General features: G+C 35.4%; 15 protein-coding genes. 4 read left to right on the forward strand and 11 right to left on the reverse strand.

The window, feature by feature from the left end; all coding sequences use genetic code 11:
- Positions 1-26 precede the first annotated feature (26 nt).
- Positions 27-827: a pyrroline-5-carboxylate reductase gene (proC, locus tag IPI15_RS04290; protein ID WP_287400961.1), complete on the reverse strand. Its 801-nt coding sequence runs from the start codon at positions 825-827 to the stop codon at positions 27-29.
- Positions 828-1,051: 224 nt separating this feature from the next.
- Between proC and IPI15_RS04295 the strand changes: the two genes are divergently transcribed.
- Genes IPI15_RS04295 through IPI15_RS04305 form a run of 3 tightly spaced genes read left to right on the forward strand, consistent with a single transcriptional unit; the run spans position 1,052 to position 5,310 of the window.
- Entirely contained in the window at positions 1,052-3,319 is a 2,268-nt protein-coding gene (locus IPI15_RS04295) for a hypothetical protein (RefSeq protein ID WP_287400964.1), read from the forward strand.
- Between the two features lie 3 nt (positions 3,320-3,322).
- Entirely contained in the window at positions 3,323-3,895 is a 573-nt protein-coding gene (locus tag IPI15_RS04300) for an RNA polymerase sigma factor (protein WP_287400965.1), read from the forward strand.
- The gene (locus IPI15_RS04305) at positions 3,892-5,310 is read left to right on the forward strand and encodes a hypothetical protein (RefSeq protein ID WP_287400966.1); all 1,419 of its coding nucleotides are present in this window, start codon (positions 3,892-3,894) and stop codon (positions 5,308-5,310) included. Before IPI15_RS04300 ends, IPI15_RS04305 begins: the two co-directional genes overlap by 4 nt.
- A gap of 277 nt (positions 5,311-5,587) precedes the next feature.
- On the opposite strand, the gene IPI15_RS04310 is transcribed toward IPI15_RS04305, so the two are convergent.
- From IPI15_RS04310 to IPI15_RS04335, 6 genes are all read right to left on the reverse strand, one after another.
- On the reverse strand, positions 5,588-7,189 hold the full coding sequence (locus IPI15_RS04310; RefSeq protein ID WP_287419313.1) for a DUF4139 domain-containing protein: 1,602 nt from the start codon (positions 7,187-7,189) through the stop codon (positions 5,588-5,590).
- Between the two features lie 232 nt (positions 7,190-7,421).
- Positions 7,422-8,687, reverse strand: a complete 1,266-nt coding sequence (bioA, locus tag IPI15_RS04315; RefSeq protein ID WP_287419314.1) for an adenosylmethionine--8-amino-7-oxononanoate transaminase — start codon at positions 8,685-8,687, stop codon at positions 7,422-7,424.
- A gap of 37 nt (positions 8,688-8,724) precedes the next feature.
- Positions 8,725-9,321 (reverse strand): dethiobiotin synthase, encoded by a 597-nt coding sequence (bioD, locus tag IPI15_RS04320; protein WP_287400972.1) that lies wholly within the window; start codon positions 9,319-9,321, stop codon positions 8,725-8,727.
- 18 nt (positions 9,322-9,339) lie between these two features.
- Positions 9,340-10,326 (reverse strand): glycosyltransferase family 9 protein, encoded by a 987-nt coding sequence (locus IPI15_RS04325; protein WP_287419315.1) that lies wholly within the window; start codon positions 10,324-10,326, stop codon positions 9,340-9,342.
- Between the two features lie 65 nt (positions 10,327-10,391).
- Positions 10,392-13,502 (reverse strand): M4 family metallopeptidase, encoded by a 3,111-nt coding sequence (locus tag IPI15_RS04330; protein WP_287419316.1) that lies wholly within the window; start codon positions 13,500-13,502, stop codon positions 10,392-10,394.
- Positions 13,499-13,930, reverse strand: a complete 432-nt coding sequence (locus IPI15_RS04335; RefSeq protein WP_287400976.1) for a hypothetical protein — start codon at positions 13,928-13,930, stop codon at positions 13,499-13,501. Before IPI15_RS04335 ends, IPI15_RS04330 begins: the two co-directional genes overlap by 4 nt.
- Before the next feature lie 157 nt (positions 13,931-14,087).
- Here IPI15_RS04335 and IPI15_RS04340 point away from each other — a divergent pair, with 157 nt between their 5' ends.
- Positions 14,088-14,516, forward strand: a complete 429-nt coding sequence (locus IPI15_RS04340) for a hypothetical protein (RefSeq protein WP_287400977.1) — start codon at positions 14,088-14,090, stop codon at positions 14,514-14,516.
- A 513-nt stretch (positions 14,517-15,029) separates the two neighbouring features.
- On the opposite strand, the gene IPI15_RS04345 is transcribed toward IPI15_RS04340, so the two are convergent.
- From IPI15_RS04345 to IPI15_RS04360, 4 genes are all read right to left on the reverse strand, one after another.
- The gene (locus tag IPI15_RS04345) at positions 15,030-17,285 is read right to left on the reverse strand and encodes a T9SS type A sorting domain-containing protein (RefSeq protein ID WP_287419318.1); all 2,256 of its coding nucleotides are present in this window, start codon (positions 17,283-17,285) and stop codon (positions 15,030-15,032) included.
- A 52-nt stretch (positions 17,286-17,337) separates the two neighbouring features.
- A complete protein-coding gene (locus IPI15_RS04350; RefSeq protein ID WP_287400979.1) occupies positions 17,338-18,519 on the reverse strand; it encodes an aspartate aminotransferase family protein in 1,182 nt (393 codons plus the stop codon).
- Between the two features lie 18 nt (positions 18,520-18,537).
- Complete coding sequence (locus tag IPI15_RS04355; RefSeq protein ID WP_287400981.1) at positions 18,538-19,926, reverse strand: exonuclease domain-containing protein; 1,389 nt, start codon at positions 19,924-19,926, stop codon at positions 18,538-18,540.
- 61 nt (positions 19,927-19,987) lie between these two features.
- Positions 19,988-20,788 carry a 1,4-dihydroxy-6-naphtoate synthase gene (locus tag IPI15_RS04360; protein ID WP_287419319.1) on the reverse strand — a complete coding sequence of 267 codons (801 nt, stop codon included), beginning with the start codon at positions 20,786-20,788 and terminating at the stop codon, positions 19,988-19,990.
- Positions 20,789-20,835 lie beyond the last annotated feature (47 nt).

Raw genomic sequence — 20,835 nt, forward strand, 5'->3', positions numbered from 1 at the left:
TTCAATTTTCAATTCTTCATTTTCAATTACTTTTTTGTTTCTTCAATCTTCTTAAACGAAGTAATTATCCCTTTGATCAAGGATGAACTAAATCCCTGATGTTCCATTTCATTTAACCCTGCGATCGTGCATCCACGAGGGGTAGTTACTTTATCTATCTCTTGCTCTGGGTGAGTATTCCCCAGGATCAATAATTGTGCAGCACCTTTAACAGTTTGATTTGCAATGAAACTTGCCGTTTTAGCATCAAAGCCAATTTCAATTCCTCCTTGAACCATTGCCCTAATGAATCTCATGACATAGGCTATTCCACAAGCACCAAGCACTGTTGCACCATCCATCAGATCTTCTTTGATTACTACAGTTTCTCCAATTTTTTCAAAGAGAGACTTGATTTCTTCCAGATGCAACGAAGCGTTTTCGTCATTTGCGCAAATACAAGTTAATGATTCACTTACTCCTGTTGCTGTATTTGGCATAGCTCGAAGGATCGGAATTTTATCGCCAATGATGGACTGCATTTCTTTAATAGAAACTCCTGTTGCCAGTGAAACAAGGATTTTGTTTTGGTCAAGAGAATATTTTATTTCCTCAAGAATTTGAGGTACCATAAATGGTTTGACTGCCAATAATATTATTTGACTGTGATTAACTGCGTCAACATTGTTGTTCGTAATTTCAACCCCAATCTCCTGCAACGGCTGTAGTAGTTCGATCTTGTTTCTGGTGGCGATGACATGGAAATGATTTTCTTTGTCTTCTTTGATGCCTTTAGCAATAGCGCTTCCGAGGTTTCCACAACCTATGATAGAAATAGTTTTGGACATGTTATGGTATTTATGCCGCAAATATAGTCAAGCAAATGATTCAATTATGATAATATCCCCAAATTCAAGTCCTGACAATAGTTTAAGGAATTCCGATTTTGTTACTTTTATATTTTTTTATTAAATTTCACTAGTAATTGCAGCGATTTTAAATGAACCTTACTCTTAGATATAAGTACTTTTGCAAAAGACTTCAATTCTCTTTTTCAGAAAAATAATTAGTCATGAAATTTTTTAATTTAATAATAATATTTTTGTTTGTTTTCCTCAGTGCTTGTCACAAGGATGAAATATTTTACAATGAAGATGTATCAACACTCTTTACTGCTAAAATATATGAAGAAATCAACGGATCAGTCATCGGATACGTCTTCGACGAAGATAATAAGCCTGTCAGCGGCGCCACAGTCGAGACTTATAGTGCGACAACTACTACTAATGATTTAGGTGTTTTTATCTTAAAAAATATTAAGATGGATAAACAAGGCACATATATAAGAGTGAAAAAAGCAGGGTATATTATTGGCTCAGATAGATTATATCCAGACAAGTCAGCTCTTCATTCTTATATTAAATTACTAAAAGATACACAGGATAAAAGTTTTCCTTCTTCTTTAGGTGGTGAGATACAGATGACAGGCGGTGGTACAATAACTTTTGAGCCAAATTCAATAAAGCAAAGCAATGGAGAAGAATATAATGGTGAAGTTAAGCTTACTGCCAGATTTATAGATCCAACTAGTCCTTCGATTGGTGATGAAATGCCTGGAGGCCTCATAGGCATTGACTTCCAAGGAAGTACTGTAGTGTTGGGAACAGCCGGCATGTTTGTAGTAGAGATGAAAGGATCGAATGGAGGTAAACTTAATTTGAAGTCTGGAAGCAGAGCAAAATTCAGAATCCCTGCAAAATCTTCAAGTAAACCGAAGACTATAGCTCTTTGGTCTTTTGATGAGGGAGCAGGTGTTTGGAAGGAAGAAGGTGAATCTAGGTTGGAAGGCAGTGAGTATGTTGGAGAAGTTAGCCATTTCAGTTTTTGGAATTGTGATGCACCTTTTCCACTGGTTCAGGCGTGTGGTGGTGTCGTGGATCAAAATGGGAATCCTATAGTTAACGCACAGATTAGCATTAGTGCTTCTATTGGTGGAAATGAGCTCGGTGTTGGATTTGGTTATACTGATGAAGCAGGAAAGTTCTGCGGTAAAATACCAAAGGGAGCTATCCTTAAAATTAAAGCAGTGCCTTTTGGATGCAATTCTGATGAATCAGTAACGGTTACTGTCGGTCCATTTGATAATGATGTCGTTTTGGATGATATAGTCATCAATGTCAATTATAGTCAGGTGAGTGGCACTATTAAATGCAATGGAATACTGATCGAAAATGGCTATATTGTTTTGAAGCAAGATGATGTGACAGCTATAGTACCTGCACCGGGTGGAACATTTAATTTTAATTTAGAACAATATTTCTGTATTGCCGGGCCAAATCTTCAAATATTTGCATTTAATGGAGATGACAATAAGTCAAGTCTTGTGCAGCAGTTTGACCCAAATAATTTGAATTATGATTTTGAGTTATGCAATTTATTGTGTGACCTGAACGCAGATTTTTTAAATATATGTGGACCGATGACTATCAATGTAACAGGTGGATCTGGAAATTATAGCTATCTCTGGAGTAATGGTCTTACAACTGCCACAATTCCGGTGGACTCCACACACAGCTCAGTCTTCAGCGTGACAGTGACTGATATCGAAAACCCAACATGTACGCAGGTTTTTTCAAAAAATATACCAGGTGTACCTGAAGTTTATATCTTTTCTGGTAATTGCAGTAGTCCATATTACTTGTACCTACAGTCAGCAAATTATGCATCAATTCTGTGGTCAACTGGAGCTACAGGGCAGACTATAACTGTTACTCCTGGTTCTGCGACTGAATATTCTGTAACTGTTACAAATGCAGGAGGGTGCACAGCTAGTCAAACCATTTTAATTGATCCTTCACAATCAATTTATGTTTCGTCTCAGCCTGTAAGCTGTAACCAAAACATCTATAGTCTCGATGGAATGTTTGATTCAGGTGTCTTAAACAGCGGTCAACCATACAACTACACAAAAACTCTTTACGGTCCTCAAGATCTTATTAATTTGAACATTTTTGAAACTGGATATTTTATATACGGAAACTATTCTAATAGCAGCTGCCAAAGCGGCTTTGAAATGCAACTGCCAAACTTAACTTCATTAATCGTTACGAATATGGCAGATGATGTTACATTGATAGGTAATAAAATTGAATTTACCACTTCAGGTCCTTGCAATAATTGCACTGAAGGAAGTGTGGCGATATATGCAGAAGGTGATTTGAATACAAATTTAATTACGCAGAACAATACAACAGGCTTGGCTGCCGGAACATACTATGTAGTAGTGCCTGATGCATCTACCGGTTGTTTTGTTGCTCACAAAAAGGTAAAAATACTATAAGGGGTGAATTTAGACAATATTCTCCAAGGCTGTCTTCAACAACAGCAATCTAGTCAAGAGCTTTTGGTGCATATGTTTGCACCAAAGCTTTTAGCTATTTGTATGAGATATTGTCGCGATAAGGATCTGGCTAAAGATGCGCTTCAGGAAACCTTTATTAATATTTTTAAATATATCCATACCTACAATGGTGAATCAGAATTCATGGCATGGGCAAGGAAAATTGCAGTAAATAATTGTTTGAAAATCAACCAGAAATTTTTCAAGTTGAATTTCGTAGAAGATAAGGAGATCAATTTTAATGACCATTCATACATACCTGATGTTTATAGCAAATTATCTGTGGAAGCTATTATGGACTTGTGTAATCAACTATCAGAAAGCCAGTTTATTGTATTTAATATGTTTGCTATAGAAGGTTTTAGTCATAAAGAAATATGTACAACATTGAACATAACTGAGAGCTCGTCCAGGTCTTTACTCACCAGGGCAAGAATGAAATTAATAGAACTGATCAATAATATGGAAGACAATCACAACAAGACTATTTTTAATGCCAGAATTGCATTATTATGAATTATAAAGAATTAGAAAAAAGTATGCAGCAAAAGTTGCATGACCAGGAAATAAATATAGACACAAACCAATTTGTATCCGACTTCTTTGGCAAGAAAAAAAGAAGTCGCCCGATCCCTCTTTGGTTTTTGGCAGGTGCTGCTTTTTTGTTGACTTCAATCGGTGGATATTTCGCATATATTGAATATGATTCAAATAATCATTCTTTGCCTTCTCGTGAGAACGCTATAAATCTTAAAGCCATTAATGATCAAGATAAAGGTGTAAAAGCAGCAGAAAATACTGCATTGATTTCAAAAGTAATATCAAATGAAATTTCCCCATCGATAGGCGGTAAGGCGAGTAATAATGACGGTGTTATTGCAAAAATCAAATACTCTAATAAAATACCAATTAACTCTGATAATATAAAGACTAAAAGTACCTCATCAGATCTTTATTCTAATTCAGTAAATGATGAATTTAAAAAGATAGAGGCAAATAACTCCGGGTCTCAAATATTGAAAGGAGCAAATGAAGATTTATCTATAGTTTCCACTGATTTAGATAATGAATTTGGTCAAAATTCAAAAGTATCTCTACTGGAATTAAGTACTTTACCTAGTGCTTCATCGATATTAATATTAACAAATAATGATTTAGAGCCTCAAAGTAATTTACTTCCAGGTGTAAAATGTCCAAGTTTTAAAACCAAGAAACCCATTAGATATTCATTAATTCCAGAAATAGGTTATTTCTATCCTCTGACTACTTTCGGCAGCAGTGGGTCTGTGGCAAGTGAAGTATTGGATATTCGTAAGAAGAATGAAACTACTTTGGAAGGCATTCAAGCGGCTCTTTATGGGAAAGTCGGATGGAAAGCTATTCCATGGTATTTTAAAAGTGGTTTGAATTATGGAAGGATCACACGTAGAATGGATTTGGACCTAAGTTTTGTTAGGAAAGACACAACAATCGGTATTATCTCTATCACAGAATCACAAAATGGAGATACATTGACTGTGATAAGAGGCCCTATAATCACTGATACTAAAGTAACTAGAAAGGAAGTTAGGCATTATTACCATCACTTATGGAGTATACCAATAGTAGTTGGATATCAGAAAAATTATGACTACTTCTCATGGGCTGTAGAGGCAGGAATTAATTTTAATATGTCGTCGAAACAAACTGGATTTGTGATGACTACGCCGAATGAATTTGGGCTGGTCAACAATGCCGGCCTATATAAAAGCAAAGTGGGGATATCGTATTTAGCTCAGATTCAAGTAGGTAGATTTATCAACGAGCATAATATGTTGGGTCTAGCATTGCGTGCGAATATAAATCCAAATAATTTCGCCAATAATGCATCAACGATAGATGAAAAATATCAAATGATAGGGATAAATTTATTTTACGAATTTAAGTTTTAAGCCATCATTTATAGATAAATGTTCTTACTTTTTATATTATTAGTTTTGGTCACAAGTGACCCTCAGGTTATTAATTCAAAACACAAGCCAGATGCTAAAACTGGCTTGTGTTATTTCTCTAAATTAATTAATTAGTGGTCAGTGATCAGTAATTAGTAATCAGTAATCAGTAATTAGTAATCAGTAATTAGTAATTAGTAATCGGAATAAGCTTACTTTTATCCACTAATTTAACTTTTTGATTGTTGGCGAAATTAATGTCATAAAGCACTGACAACTATAAACTTATTTTTTTGTCTTTCGGAATTTTTACATTGTAAATAATACGCTTCTTGATCTGTTCTCCCGGTTTTAGACTGATTTTCCATTCAACTATTCCTGTTTCTTTGTTCAACTTACCACCACTTAAATCTTCAGCTTCAATCTCCATTTGACTGTCAGAAGTCAATGGAATTTGATCATAGATAGTCATTTCCACAGGACCTGGTTTATTATTTTTTATAGTAATTTCATAACCTGATTGGAGTTGTTTCTTGGAAGATAAAAATGTTGTTTTCTTAAAATCCTTCAATTTTTCTCTCTTTGTTGAAAGCGCGATATCAGGGCCCAGAGATATTTTCATGGTGTCTTCCACTGCTGCTGCATCCAGGTAAGTATTACCGACATAGGTACCCTCGAAATATAATTTGACTTCGCCAGAACTAAAATTATTCTGACTCCAATCTGAGATACTCGCTTGAAGATAGACCTTTGTATCTAATTTAGGAGATGCAATATAATCGTATTTTGCATCAAGTGAAATCTCATTCATTTTTACTTCGTGTGGTTTGCTGTCAGAAGGAATATCCATTCTATTAGGAATGGCATATTCCATAAAAGCTATATTTTCTCTACTGACCACATCATCTAACTCAGATTTAACTGCACCTTCTGCATAATAATTGCTAGCAGCATCTTTTGAACCTCTAAGTTGAGCTGCATTGTTGTAAGCTCCTAATTTTGTTTGATTGTATTGTTCAACATAATAGTACAAAAACCATGGTTTTATTTCCGGTAATTGCATATTTCTCCTGGGATCCCCGGATGATAGTGTTATTTTCACATCATCCCAATTCTCACCGGTGGATTGTGTGATCTTTCCTTTTGATATAAGATTCAATGGTTGTTTAAGACTCTCTAAGCGCAAGTCAAAACTAGAAGTCCAGGATGCTCTATTATCGATGTAAGATACTTCAAATACGTCTTCAATAGCATTTTTGGACATTACATCTATCACGATCTCGCCATTATTGATTGTTTTATTTTTGCCGGTCCATTCATTGATAGTTGATTGGATTTTATTAATTTCTTTATCGTAATCATTGAGTTTTCTTCGACTTTCTAATGCTTGTTGCTTAACTAAAAGTAACCTTGTTCTGTATAAGTCTGCCACTTTGGTGAGTTGTTCGCTTGATAGACCGCTGTTTTCCCCACTCACTTTTTTATTACTTATTAATAGACTTTCTTCTTCCTTCCATGTTTCATAAATGAGCGTTTCATTATCTTTTTTTCTGATTATTGTTTCAAGTTGATCCTTCCATGTCTTATAAGTTGGATTAGACTCGAAATCATCCTCAAAGTTTTTTCTAAAAGTGATAGAAATAATCTCGGCTTTAGCATTTGATTTGATTTGGATGCTGGATTCATCATAACCAGCCGGAAGATTTCCGAAGACAATGGTGTTTGAACCAGCTTTTAAGGCGACTTTACCAGTTCTTTTGATCTGCGCTCCTCCTCTGAAAACGACTACCTGTTCTATTTTAGATTTAATGGGCGTTTCTGCGATGATTGAGGACGTGATAACAAGAAATAATAAAACAAAGGAGCACAATTTTTTCATGATTTATTTTTATTGACTTAATAATACGTTATAAACGGAGAAAAGCTGTCTATATTATAATTATATAAAAAACAAATGTTAATTAATTGGTAACCAATGAATCAATAACTCAAGTTTCGATAGTCAAATTTTCTTTTTTAGTATTTTTAATTTAAAAAAAGGTGGTCGGGGGAGGGGGGGGGTGGGGGGGGAAAAAAAAAAAACCAAACTTGAGTCAATAACTAATAAGAAACTACATCTCAATTATCGTTTTTATGAAATCATCTATCTTTTGGAATATGTAATGCAATTCTTCGCTAGAAATGACTAAAGGTGGCATGATGTATAATACGTTACCCAGAGGTCTTAAGAAAACATTTCTTTCAAGAAAATATTCATTTATTTCATTGAACTGCGTACTAAAATATCCTTCATCTTTTGTTGGAATATCAATGGCAAATATAGTGCCACAATATCTCGCATTGAGGATAGGGTAGGAGGTTTGGTAACTTAGACTTTTAGCTCTAAGTATAGTTTTTATCTTTTCAAGATTTTCTATAAATGACGGCTCTTCAGTCAAAGAGATTGAAGCCAACGCGGCGACACAGCCCAAAGGATTTGCTGTATAGCTATGTCCATGAAACAATGCTTTCTTTTTCTCCTGTGAAAGAAAACCCTGAAAGATCATGTCATTGCAGACTGTAACAGATAGCGGTAGAAATCCGCCTGTCAATCCTTTTGCTAGACACAAGATATCTGGTTTCGTGTTTATCTGATCTGTTGCAAGAAAAGTTCCTGTCCTGTAAAAACAAGTCATTACTTCATCTGCGATTATTATTGCTCCACTCTTTTTTACTATTGAAATAGTCTTTTCTAATATTTCGGCATCATATATGACCATACCTCCAGCTCCCTGTACTAATGGTTCGAAAATGAATGCTGCAATATCATTACCAGCGGCGATTTTTGAAATTTTATCAAAAGTTTCCTCATCATCAGGTTTTTTTGGAATAGGTATCTTTATTGTTTCAAACATAAGATCAGTAAAAGCAGCATTTAAACCTCCTTGATCACTGACAGACATTGCGCCAAAAGTTTCACCATGAAAATCATTTTCCCACGTTAAGATCTTTGTTCTTGGCTTGTCTGAATTGTAAAAATATTGAATGGCCATCTTGACGGCAATTTCAACAGCTGTAGAGCCATTGTCAGAGTAATAAACCTTTCCATTCGGCATATTACACTTTCTCAATAATTCATTAGCGAGTTTAATTGCCGGTTCATGAGTGCAGCCGGCGAATATTACCTGTTCAAGTATTAATGCCTGTTCGCTGATAGCTTTAGCGATAGCGGGATTAGCATGACCGTGAATATTAACCCACCATGATGAGATGGCATCAATATAATCGACTCCTTGATCGTCCTTAATATAAACACCCTCTCCGCTAACTATTTTCAGCGGCTCTCGTGCAGTTTGCATCTGAGTATAAGGATACCAGATTGGTCCTGTAAGATCCATAATTCTATTTTTTGAGTTGATCAAAAATAGGTTAAATTTATTGAATCAATTCCGGCAAGTGTAATTGAAGAACTTCAGAAAAGATATTTTCAAAATAAGAGAGTGTCGATGGAGTAAAGTTTCCATTAAAGACAACACAGCATATTTCAATCTTTCTTTGCTTAAGAATTTCGTAGCTTAATATTGTGTGGTTGATACATCCTAGGTAATCTCTTATAACCAGTACGACTGGTAATCGCAGGTATTGAATAAGATCAATCATCAGATCTTGATCATTTAGTGGCACCATGAGTCCACCGGCGCCTTCTACCAGCAAATTATTTGATTTAGGTAATTCGAAATCTATAAGGTTGATTTCAACCTCATCTATTTCAGCAGCTGCATGTGGAGACATTGGCTTGGTTAGCTTATACCTTTCAGGCCAAATTTTAACTTCTGTAACATTGTTGGTTATAAAAATACTATCAGAGTTTTCTAAATCTCCGGATTGAATTGGTTTCCAATAATCATAGCCGAAATTCCCACACAAATACCCTGAAACAATAGTCTTTCCAATCCCGGTGCCGATTCCTGTTACAAATATTCTTGATGGAAGAGCATTTAGTATTTTTTCTTTATTAAGATTGCTTTTCACCTTGAGTTATATTTTCATTTATAAGTCTATTTTATTTACATCTAAGTCATTCATACATTTAAAATGACCTTTGGGACAATCATTTCTACCAAATTTTGAACATGGTCTGCAGCCTAGATCTTTAACTTCAAAATTTGTATTCAGATCTATTCCATCAGGATAATATGGCCAGAATCCATATTCTTTCAAGGTTCCTCCCCAAAGTGAGATTATTGGTTTTTTCAAGGCTGCAGCAATGTGCAACATACCTGTATCATTGGTTATAATAATTTCAGCTTCTGAAATGAGTAAAGCTGACTGCTGCAAAGAGGTAAGTCCCGCTAGGTTGATTACATTTTTGCCACATTGAGCTATAATAATATTTGCAGCTTCCTTTTCACCAGGTCCACCCAGTAGGACAAATTGAGTTGTAATATTATTATTTATTAGCTCTACCCATTTTTGAATAGGAAGCCTTTTTGTAAAATGTGTTGCACCGATGACAGCCACGCTATATGGTCCAAATGGTTTAATACCGCTTATATCTGTGCTTGGATCTATAAAAAAGTCGAGACCTTTATCATCGTTAATTACTCCTAATTTTTTTACTGCTTCTATATACCTGTCCACCACATGAAGTTTAGGTAGTATATCGATTTTGAAATTGACAATTAGAAATTTTTCCCAGATTGTTTTATTGTAGGTATATCTTTTTACACCAAGATTAAAACACAACTTTAGCGACCTAATATTCTTGTGAAGATCAATGACATAGTCGAATCTCTCTGCTTTTAATTGATCAGTTAAATTATTGAAATCATCATCCAATGTCCAAATTTTACTTATATAAGGATTACCTTCCAATAAACTTTTAAATCCCGGTTTTGTCAAGTAATGAATCTCCGCATTTATTTGAAGTGCACATGTCCTAATCACAGGTGTTGTAAGCACAATATCGCCAATAGAACTAAATCTTACGACAAGGATTTTCAATTTTTTATTTACTTCAGTATTTTGTTCAGACATGAATAATAATAAAAAACCCTTTCCCATCTGAAGACAGGAAAGGGCCAATTAATTAAATATGGAATTTAATTTTTCATGAATTTAACGGTTTTCTTGAGTTGACCTCTTTGAGCTTCAATAAAATAAGCGCCTGCTGGTAAATTGTCGAGTCTGATTGACTCGCTATTTTCGCCTTCTTTCAACTCAATACTCTTGGTAGTAAGGACATTTCCTTTTATATCAAGTACCTTTATGATTCCGCTAAAATTATTTTTTGTTGACCAGTTAAGTGTGATTTCATTTTTAGCTGGATTTGGATATACATTGATCTTATCTTTTAAAACTTTAAGACCAAAATTACTATTTATTACTCTTTCACCCGTGCCAAACCATGCACCCCAGTAAGAATCTCCGATCAACAAACTAGCCGATCCTGTTGGATTGATCTTACTTGATGTTAATTGCTGAACTCCAATTACTTCTTCACCATTGTTGATCGAGTTAAAGATGACGTATTTATCATCTTTTGAAAAGCAAGGGTAGGCCAAAGTATTATTCTCATAAATAACCCCAATATTGCCGGTTTCAATATTTGCTCCCCACAATTGGTTTATTTCCGGAGTGCCATCTTCAATATAATCAAAGGCGATGATGTTTGGTGAGTTTTTAGAAAAAACCGGATTTCCAACACTTACACCATCTGGCAATGAAGTAAATAACTTTTCAATTTCTCCATTACCATAATTTTTGGAACTATTATTCCAAACATTTATGAATGCAATATCCCAATATTCTGTCCCGGCAAAAAATAAACTACTTAAAGCATCATACATCAGATATTCGCCTGTGTGATCGAATTCCATTGCATCAGCATAATCCACATTGTCTGTAAAAATTCCTCCACTACCCGTAGTTGGGTTGTAAAGCTTAAATGATTCATTCGTTTGTGACAGTAGGTCGAATACATATATATAGGGTTCCTCACTGTCTAACAAAGCAGCAAGCCTGTTGCCATCTTTCGATATTACCACATTTCTCCAAGCATTCTGATCATCAAGTAAGCCAAAGTTATACTGACCTTGCGCCCAGTCAAATGTGATGGAATACATATTGTCGTCAGCACCTATAAACACTACTGAGGAGCCGTCATCAGAAACACTGGGCTTGCTTTTAACGCCATTAGGTGCCTGAAGGTCTATAATATTGCCATTACTAACTTGATATAATCCCAATGTGGAAAGGTCACTAGTTGCGAATATTACAAAATCTTCCCCAGGATTGGTGCCATAATCAGGAGGTTGCGTAGTGCCTCCACCGGAACCTATACCTACTTCTGAGAATGAATTTTCAATTTGAGCGATATTTGGTGAGTTATTTCCATATAGATCTTTACCTGCCTGAATCACCGCATTTCGGCAATCGATAAATTGTGAAGACTTGGTAAGGTATTTAGAAAGTGCTGCATAATATAGTTTTTCAGCATCGTCTTTCCCAAGCCTGGTGGCGACTTTAAAAAATGCAAAATTCAGTATGCCACTATTAATATGCACGCCACCATTGTCCTGGCTGCCAGTATACTTTTCATTCATGTGACTTGGCTGGTAACCGCCATCATTCAAACTATTACCTCCATTGTGTGGATCGGACATATCTCTTAAAGCACCACTAGGAAATTCTCCGAGTTTAACGACATCTTCTCCCAATTTGTAGTCATCTCTATCTATCAAAACACCAAATACATCAGCAAATGATTCGTTCATAGCTCCTGACTCACCTTGGTAAGTCAGATTAGCTGTAGCCTGAATAACACCATGAGACATTTCATGACCTGCCACATCAAGCGCACCGGCCAATGGTTTGAATCCTGTATTTCCGTTACCATAATACATTGCTGAACCATTCCAGAAAGCATTATCCATGCCGCTTCCATTGGATTCTGTGACATTTACTATGGAGATTATTGTTCCACCTGAGCCATTTATAGAATTGCGGTTAAATCTGGTTCTGAAATAATCGTATGCAATGCCACCATTATAATGGGCGCTGACGGCCACTTTGCTAGACCAAGTATTATTGGCACTGGTGACATGATTTGCAGAAAAATTATTATTTTCCGGTGATTTATTACCAGCATCGATAGTCATGATGGCGCCCTTAGGGTCATTAGGGATTGAATTCGGACTGTTAAACATCGGTCTGCTGGCATCTATGAGGTAATAATTTCCACTTTTTAGATAGGTATTTAATAATCTTGAGGTGCCGTTCAAATCTATTGCATTGGCAGTAGCTGCGCCATCCAATGGCGGATTCATTGAAAATTCCCACGAGACATGTAGCTCATTTGAATTGAATTTATATGAGATATTATCCTCTTTGTGATCATGAACAAGAGCGCAAGATGATTTAATCTCATCTATTAGTTTACCTGTATGTGCATCGATAAAATATTCATACCTGCTGACAAGATTTGGATGTGCAGTAATGTGGTAAGCCAATTGACCCTTTATAGATTTTTCGATTTGTGTATATATTACAAGAGATCCGAAAATGGGCACTTCCCCAATATACTTCAACTGCTCTTCAGTAAATTGTTGTATTGGCCTAATACTTTTTGCAATATTGGTGGCTACATCTAAGGTAATAGATGGCAGAATGTTAACATCCGCAGGTGTTGGGATAAATCTACCATTAAATAAATATGGTACACCGTCTTTTAGATGAAAACTAATTTCACTGTTCCAAACTTGAATTCCCTTATAATACTGCTGATATTTTATATGATTCAGTGCTCCATCCTGTAATTTACTTATCTGAACGAATTCTTCCTGAGGGTTTTCTATTTTAAGAACAGACTGATTTAATTTGATAAAGTTAAAGGCAGTTGCGTTGTTATCCTGTCTATTAATGCCGGATTCGGAAAGCAATACTCCTTCTATCCAGCATGGTAGACCAGTATCACTATATGCTTTAATAAAGGCCATTTTTGAAGAAGGTAGTACTGATCCAAGATTTTTTGGAGAAAAAGGAATATCAAAAGTTCTTCCCGGTGTCAAGGATCCTTTTAACTTACTATAATCAATATGTACATTCGCAGGACTTGAGGCCGGTCTTATACCTGGTTTAACTTTGCCTTCTTGAGCAAAAACGCCCATATTGAAGGAAAATATCAATATTATTATAAGTAATTTATTTTTCATTTTTCTACTGTTTTAGTTTGTTCAACTAATAATTTGTAAATAGAATTTGCTGCACCTAACTCGTTGACAGGCATACCGGACCAAACTATTTTATTAGAATCTTTTGGCGTTTTAAATTCCAGAAAGTAATAAAGATTCTGAGGTTCATTGTGTTTATACTTATCTAAGCCAAAGGTCCTGATGTTTTGAAAGACTTGTGTTGTAATCTTAGAACTAACTACTTTGAGCTGGTTCAATGAAGTTTTATCTTTTCCTCTTTCATAAAGCCGACCATCATCCAATAGCATGTATTCATTATAAGCTCCCGAAAATCCACCACCTGAGCCAAATATTAATTGTTCTTGTTTGTACTGATCGGGTGGGAGCAAAGTTGATTTACAGCTGAAGAATGTAAATATTATAAGTAATAAAATTGTGTTGCTTGACATTTATGAGGACGAATTTTGATTGTGAAAATTATTTTTGAAAAAACGTCTAAAAATATTTTTAGTTAAAATCGTATTAAAATAGCCAATAATGTTTCAAAGATAATACAGAATATTATATATTTGCCGTTAATTAAGTATGAATAAAATTAAATTAAATATGAAAGGTTTATTATTTGTTATTGCACTTGTTGGATTTTTTGGTTTTTCAAACGTAAATGCTCAATGTGCTAAAACTGGTTCTGCTTGTTGCGCTAAGAAAGGCAACGCTACTTCTATGGTTTCTGCAGAAGACATGTCTAAAGCTGCTAAAATGGATAAAACCATTACAAGCAAGAAAGAAAAAGATGGTACGATTACTTACCAAAGAAAAACTAAGGACGCTGCAGGTAAGAAAGTCTATGCTGACGTAACTTATGATGTTGCTTCTGCTAAGTTTGTTAACTCTACTCCTGAGGCTGGTAAGGCTTGTGCAGGTGAAGTAAAAGGAAAGGCTTGTGCAGGTGAGGCTACTAAGGGAGCTTGTTGCTCTAAAAAGGCTTCAGCTTCAGCAACTGTTCCGGCTCCGGTGAAAGATGCTTCAATGTAGTTTTAGCATTTAAAACATAAAAGCACATCAATTTTGGTGTGCTTTTTTTTTGCTTTTAAGTCAAAATGTGAATTTCCTTACCTTTCTATGTTATACGAAACGGAATTATATAATTTACCATTATTTTGCCGTATAATACCGAGCTGAAAGTCGTTTGTCCAAATTTATTTGGACTATTACGAATTTCCATTCGGTATTATATATAATGCCAATATAAAGAAGACCAAAAACTTCCAGTTAAATGCCGAGCTGAAATTCGTAATTGACTAAAATGTTTTAATCAAACGACGTTATACTTAGTATTTTGCAGGATTTATTAGCTTATTACAATCCCGTCGTGGTAAAAAAATAATTTAGCAGCCTTGTGCGCTAAATGTTTATCCATTAAGTGGTATTCCTATATCCTCAAATGAATGAGTAATTTCTACTAAAGTTATATTTTATAATTTTTAATCTTCATTGCTTTGAACTAAAATTATTCAATTACTAATTCAGTCATAAATTAGTATCCTATTATTCTATTAATATTACTTTCTGAGTATTAAAATTACCTTTATTATCAATTAACCTGATTATATATATTCCGCTGCTTTGTATGTCTTTTAGGTCTAATGAAATGAATCCCTTTTCGTCTCTCATTGATAGTATTTTTCTTCCATTCATATCAAAAACGTCAATGTATCTTATACTTTCGTTTGAAGAAATATTAATGATTGAATTTAATTTTGTTGGATTAGGATAAATATTAATGCTTAACCGTGGTGCTAAAACATTGGTTTTCACACTTCCATCGGTCCTTATCGTAGTGTTGAATATGGTCATCCCACCTCTTATATTACCGTTTACGAGGTCAATAAATCCATCATTGTCAAGATCTGTAAATACCGGAACATTTTGCCTTCCTGTATATATTTCATCTGACCATGAATCCAATTCCTGAAGTGCAATAGAAGTATCTCCATTCATTTCACTTAACAGGAAAATCTTTCCTTTCTGTGATCCTGATACTAGTAAGTCCTTACCATTTATTGTCAATATTCCCGGAGTGGCATCACCTTCTGTATCACCTGCACCCTTGGTACTGAATTTCCCAAATTTGTACTTATTTGGTGCAAGCTGAAAATTACCAACAAAATTCGGAGCTGTGCTAGTACCAATGTTTTTGAAAAATGTGAAATTGCCATTTTTATCTCCAATAAGTAAGTCTAATAAGCCGTCCCGATCCACATCATAAACTGTTGGAGCTGCCCTGGAAGGTACTTTTACATGAAAGAAAGAATCAGATTTGAATACAAAGTTTGCCTCCTCAGTCGATGGGGTAGAACTTTCATAATGAAGTAAAAATCCTCTTTCCGTACCAATAAGTAAATCGATAAATCCATTATTGTCTATATCACAAAAAGTAGGCTTGTAGCCATGCTGTGCTGAACCAAATTGCTTTCGGCTAAGAAAGTCGTTGTCTTTTAACTCAAATGAAATATTCCCTGGCGTGCTTGTATTTTTATAGTAAGCGAGATAAGCATATGTCGCAGAATTTTCAATCGCAAAAAGTTTGTTGCCAACAACCATGTCCTTGAGTCCATCTCCATCAAGATCCATAAAAGCCGGATTAAAATCAAGGCCCATATCGATATTGTTATTGAGAAGGAATGTCTTAGAATCCAATCTGAAGTTATTTTCTGCTGTTGGATCATAAGTATATAACCAGTTTAATTGTCTTTCATCAGCAAGTCCTCCGAAATTGCTTGAAGCTACAAGACTCTCCGTTCTCTCTTCTCCTAGATACAGTTCGTATACTGCCGGAAAAGGACCCAAATTAACGCGTTGTGGATTGTGAGGGAAATGCTCAACTGTATCTGTAATAAATGCTTGTAAATTACTCCCGGTGTTTCTTAAATATATCACATTATTATATGACAAGTCTCCAATTAAAATATCTTTTATTCCATCTTTATCAATATCTTTTATGAGTGTAGTAGAACCGGAGTGTCTGACTTCGAGCGGGTTGTCGTCAAAGGAATTTGGACATGAGTTGGGATTGCTACTTAGATTTATTTGATTAGTTGTACTATTTTCAAAAAACTTGCCATAACAAAGGTCTTTCTTTTCAAAAATGAGTGAGTCCCGACCAAAGCCTTTTTCAGCAGACATGTTTTTGTAAAACTCCAGATAGGCGCCGCCTTCATTAAATGTAAATATATCCAGGTCGCCATCGCCATCTATGTCATCCATGCATGGAATATCCGTATTGGCGCAGTAAACTTGCAGTTTGCCATTATTTCCAGGATAATAGAGCAAGTTATAAAATCCTTGGTTTAGGTTTAGATGATCAAAAACAGTAAGATTGCCAGATTTTCGGCCTTTCCAAACACCGAATCCAAAAGGTCCTTCATTTGGTAAAGCAAGAATATCCAATATTCCATCGCCATTATAATCTTTCATAACCACCCATGCCTCCAGTTTAGGAAACTTAATAGGCGGATCTATCATATATTGGTATCTTTTTTTAGTAATATTATATTCGTACACATTGAATACTTTTCCAACTCGGTCAAACATTAAGAGTTCGTCCAGACCGTCATTATTAAGATCAAATTGTGCAAATTGAGGGCTATTCATACCGCCATCCATAGCATTGTATAATGTGTCCTGATTTTTTTTGATTATTGCATTTGTAGGATAAAGTTCCTGTGAATATAGATGACCCGCGTTATTAATTAGAAGAAATATAAGTGCGAAAATGGATGTAAAGTATTTGTTCGTATTCATAGAATTATTTTTTTTGCGCACAATATTTATGCAAGAGATACAACTTGTAAATTTATAACGATTTAATTTGATAAATGATCATTTCAATATTTTCTTTTAATTCTTCTTCACTTATAGTAAGCGGTGGCGCCAAGCGAATGCTGCTATCGTTGAATAGAAACCAATCCACAAGTACACCCTTTTCAATTAAAGAATTGCAAACTTGCTGAACGTCATTGAAATCAGTTAATTGAATAGCAGCAAATAAACCCTTGATCCTTATATTTAGACCCGGTGCATTTTTGAAGTGGTTTTTAATAATTTCTTCCTTTGAGGCAATAGATTGAATCAACTGATGCTCCTCGATATATTTCAATGTGGCAAGTGATGCAGCACAACAAACAGGGTTACCTCCAAATGTAGTGATGTGTCCCAGGATAGGTCGATCCGCTATTGTTGACATTATCTTTTTATTTGCAATGAATGCTGCGAGCGGCAAGCCTCCACCTAAACCTTTGCCAACTAATAGGATATCCGGTTCTATTCCGTAGTGCTCAAATGCAAACCATTTGCCTGTCCGACCAAATCCTGTCTGGATCTCATCAAGAATGAGCACTGTATCGGTCTGATTACATCTCTGCCTAAGAGCTTTTAGGAAATTTTCCTCCGATAAAATAACTCCAGCCTCAGCCTGAATTACTTCGGAGACGACAGCGGCTGTTCTTTCAGTGATTAAACTTAGATCAGTAAAATCATTGAATTCAATGTGTTTGACATTGGGTATATGTGGTCTTGAAGGACCGGAGAATGTTGAATGAGACATTAAGGCGGCTGACCCTGCGGTACTGCCATGATATGCATTTTTACAGGAAATAATCTCAGTTCTTCCTGTATATTTTTTTGCTATTTTCAGAGCACCTTCCACCGCTTCTGTTCCCGAATTGACCAGATATACATTGTCTAGATGTGGTGGCAAAATAGTGGTTAGAAAGGCAGCCAATTGAGTCTGTGGCGACATTATATGTTCACCGTAGACCATGGTATGCATAAAATTTTGGGTTTGAGTATAGATGGCATTAATAATATCCACATTCCGATGGCCAATGATGCTGACACCAATACCACTGATCATATCGGCGTATTTCTTACCATCTTTATCTATCAGATATATTCCTTCAGAACCGGTGATTTCCAGGGAAAGTGGGAAAGGGCTGGTTTGAGCTAAATGTTTTTGAAATATTTGTCGGTCATTCATGGTTTAAACTGTCTTTTTTCAAAATTTAATCAATTTGAATTTGCCTGGATTTTTTTTGATAAAATGATGAATGATTAGATCCATTTCAGGATGATACAATACTTGTTTAATATGATCTTTCATATTTTCAACATTGCTGATTTGTGCCGTTTCGTCCAGATATTCGTAGCCGTAGAATTGTCCATTGTGAATCATGAAGATACACTTTTCTTCGGCGCTCCTTCCTTCTGCAATTAGCAGAAAGTCTTCGTCAAACCATAGAGAAATTTGAGATATAAATTTGTGAAATGTTGATTTTAATATTTCAGCACTTACCTCTTCCGTAACTTCCTGAAGCCCAAGCCACATATTTAAGAGTGAATTATTTCCTCGATCTTCCTCTTCATCAATTTCAGAAAAGCGAATCGCAAGTTCATTAACCTTTGAATTTAAATATATCTCTCCTAATTTTTTGTGTGTGAAATATTTGATCTTTCGTTGATCAGGTGCGGCATCCTTAGTCTTGATCAACTTCATTGTTGGTTTAATCCCTTTTTCGTCGATTATTAGAACGTAAGGATAACTTGCATTTCTTTGAGCTTTATTATATAAAGGATTCAAGGAACGGATTTCAATGGATTCCCGAATTAGCGCCGCCAGTTCATTGCCTGTTTCTACATAATCGAGTGTATGTGTACTTTGACGTATTTTGGTTGATTTTGCCGTGTGGTCGGTGAAATGCTGTGCTATCCTACTCTTAATATTTTTGCTTTTACCAACATAGATCAACGTCCCTTCATTATTTCTGAAATAGTACACACCATGACTTTCAGGAAGTCCAAGAATATCTTGCAATGTAATTCCCTGAGGGAGATTTGAAGCACGAATGCCCATGGCTATAAAGTTATTTACTGTGCCTTCATAAGCTCCGGATTCCATTATCATAGTGAATATCTGAGCAGTCGCCCAGGCATCATCAAGAGCCCTGTGACGATCTTTCACTGTTAAGTCAAATCTCAGAATGAGGTTACTGAGACTGTAAGATTTATGTCCCGGAAATGCCAATCTACTCAACCTTACTGTATCCAAGGTCGATCGGGTAAAGGTATAACCCAGACTTTTGAATTCTTCTTTCAGGAATCCGTAATCAAAATTTACGTTGTGTGCTACAAATATCCGACCTTCTGTCCACTCAATGATTTCTTTTGCTACTTCGTAAAACTTTGGGGCATTGGCCACCATGTCATTTGTAATGCCAGTCAAACCAATAATGTGGTAAGGAATTGATCTTTCAGGATTAACCAGCGTAGAATATTTATCTGTGATGCGCTCTCCATCGTGATGTACGATGGCAATTTCAGTGATTTTATCCCTCGCCGCTGTACCACCGGTGGTTTCAATATCGACTATGGCATAAAGTTTTTTCAATGAATAATGGCTCTTATATCAGACAAAGTAACATATAAATATTTGAAATATGTAATGACAATTAATTTATAAGTTGATTTGTTTTCAAATGCAATTCCATTGCATCTACAGCCTTCCAGCCTTCACTGCCCATATCATAGGAAAAGTCATTAACGTACAGTTCTATATGCGCCTGGGCTACTTTTGGATCCATTTCCTGAGCATGATCTGCCACATAATTTTTTATAGCGGAATAATCATTTTGTGCAAATAATATACTTTGCCTAACTAATTTTATGATATCTTCTTCAATCTCATCAGCGATATCCTGTCTTACAGCCAGACAGCCAAGTGGAATAGGGGATGAGGTGACAGATTCCCAGTGACTGCCCAAATCAACTAATAGTTGAAGACCTTTATCTGCGTAAGTAAATCGGTTTTCATGGATGATCACACCAGCCTCAACATCACCATTAAGTACTGCCTGTTCTATCTTATCAAAAGGGAATTCAATAAGTTCGGTATATTCAGGATTATAAAAATTTAATAAGAAATTAGCTGTTGTATTCTTTCCGGGAATAGCTATTCTTATGGAATTATGTCCTTGAAATTCATTTATATTTTTAGTTATTAAAAGCGGCCCAACACCTCTTCCCAGAGCACCTCCACATGGGAGTAATCTATAATTATCTTTTACATGAAAGTAATTATAGAAACTCATTTTGATCAAATCGGTTTTTCCAGTTTGAGCCATTTTGTTCAATGTCTCTATATCATGATAAGAAAATTCGAATTCATGTGGAGATTCAATTAGTTGATTTGCAATAGCACCATAAATAAAAGTATCATTGGGACATGGAGAAATAGCAAAGGATAGCGTCATCTCGTATTTTTATGTTTATTAACTGAAATTATACTGTAAATGTTTAT

The sequence above is a fragment of the Candidatus Brachybacter algidus genome (assembly GCF_016707225.1).
In the GTDB taxonomy this organism is placed as follows: Bacteria; Bacteroidota; Bacteroidia; order Chitinophagales; family Saprospiraceae; genus Parvibacillus; species Parvibacillus algidus.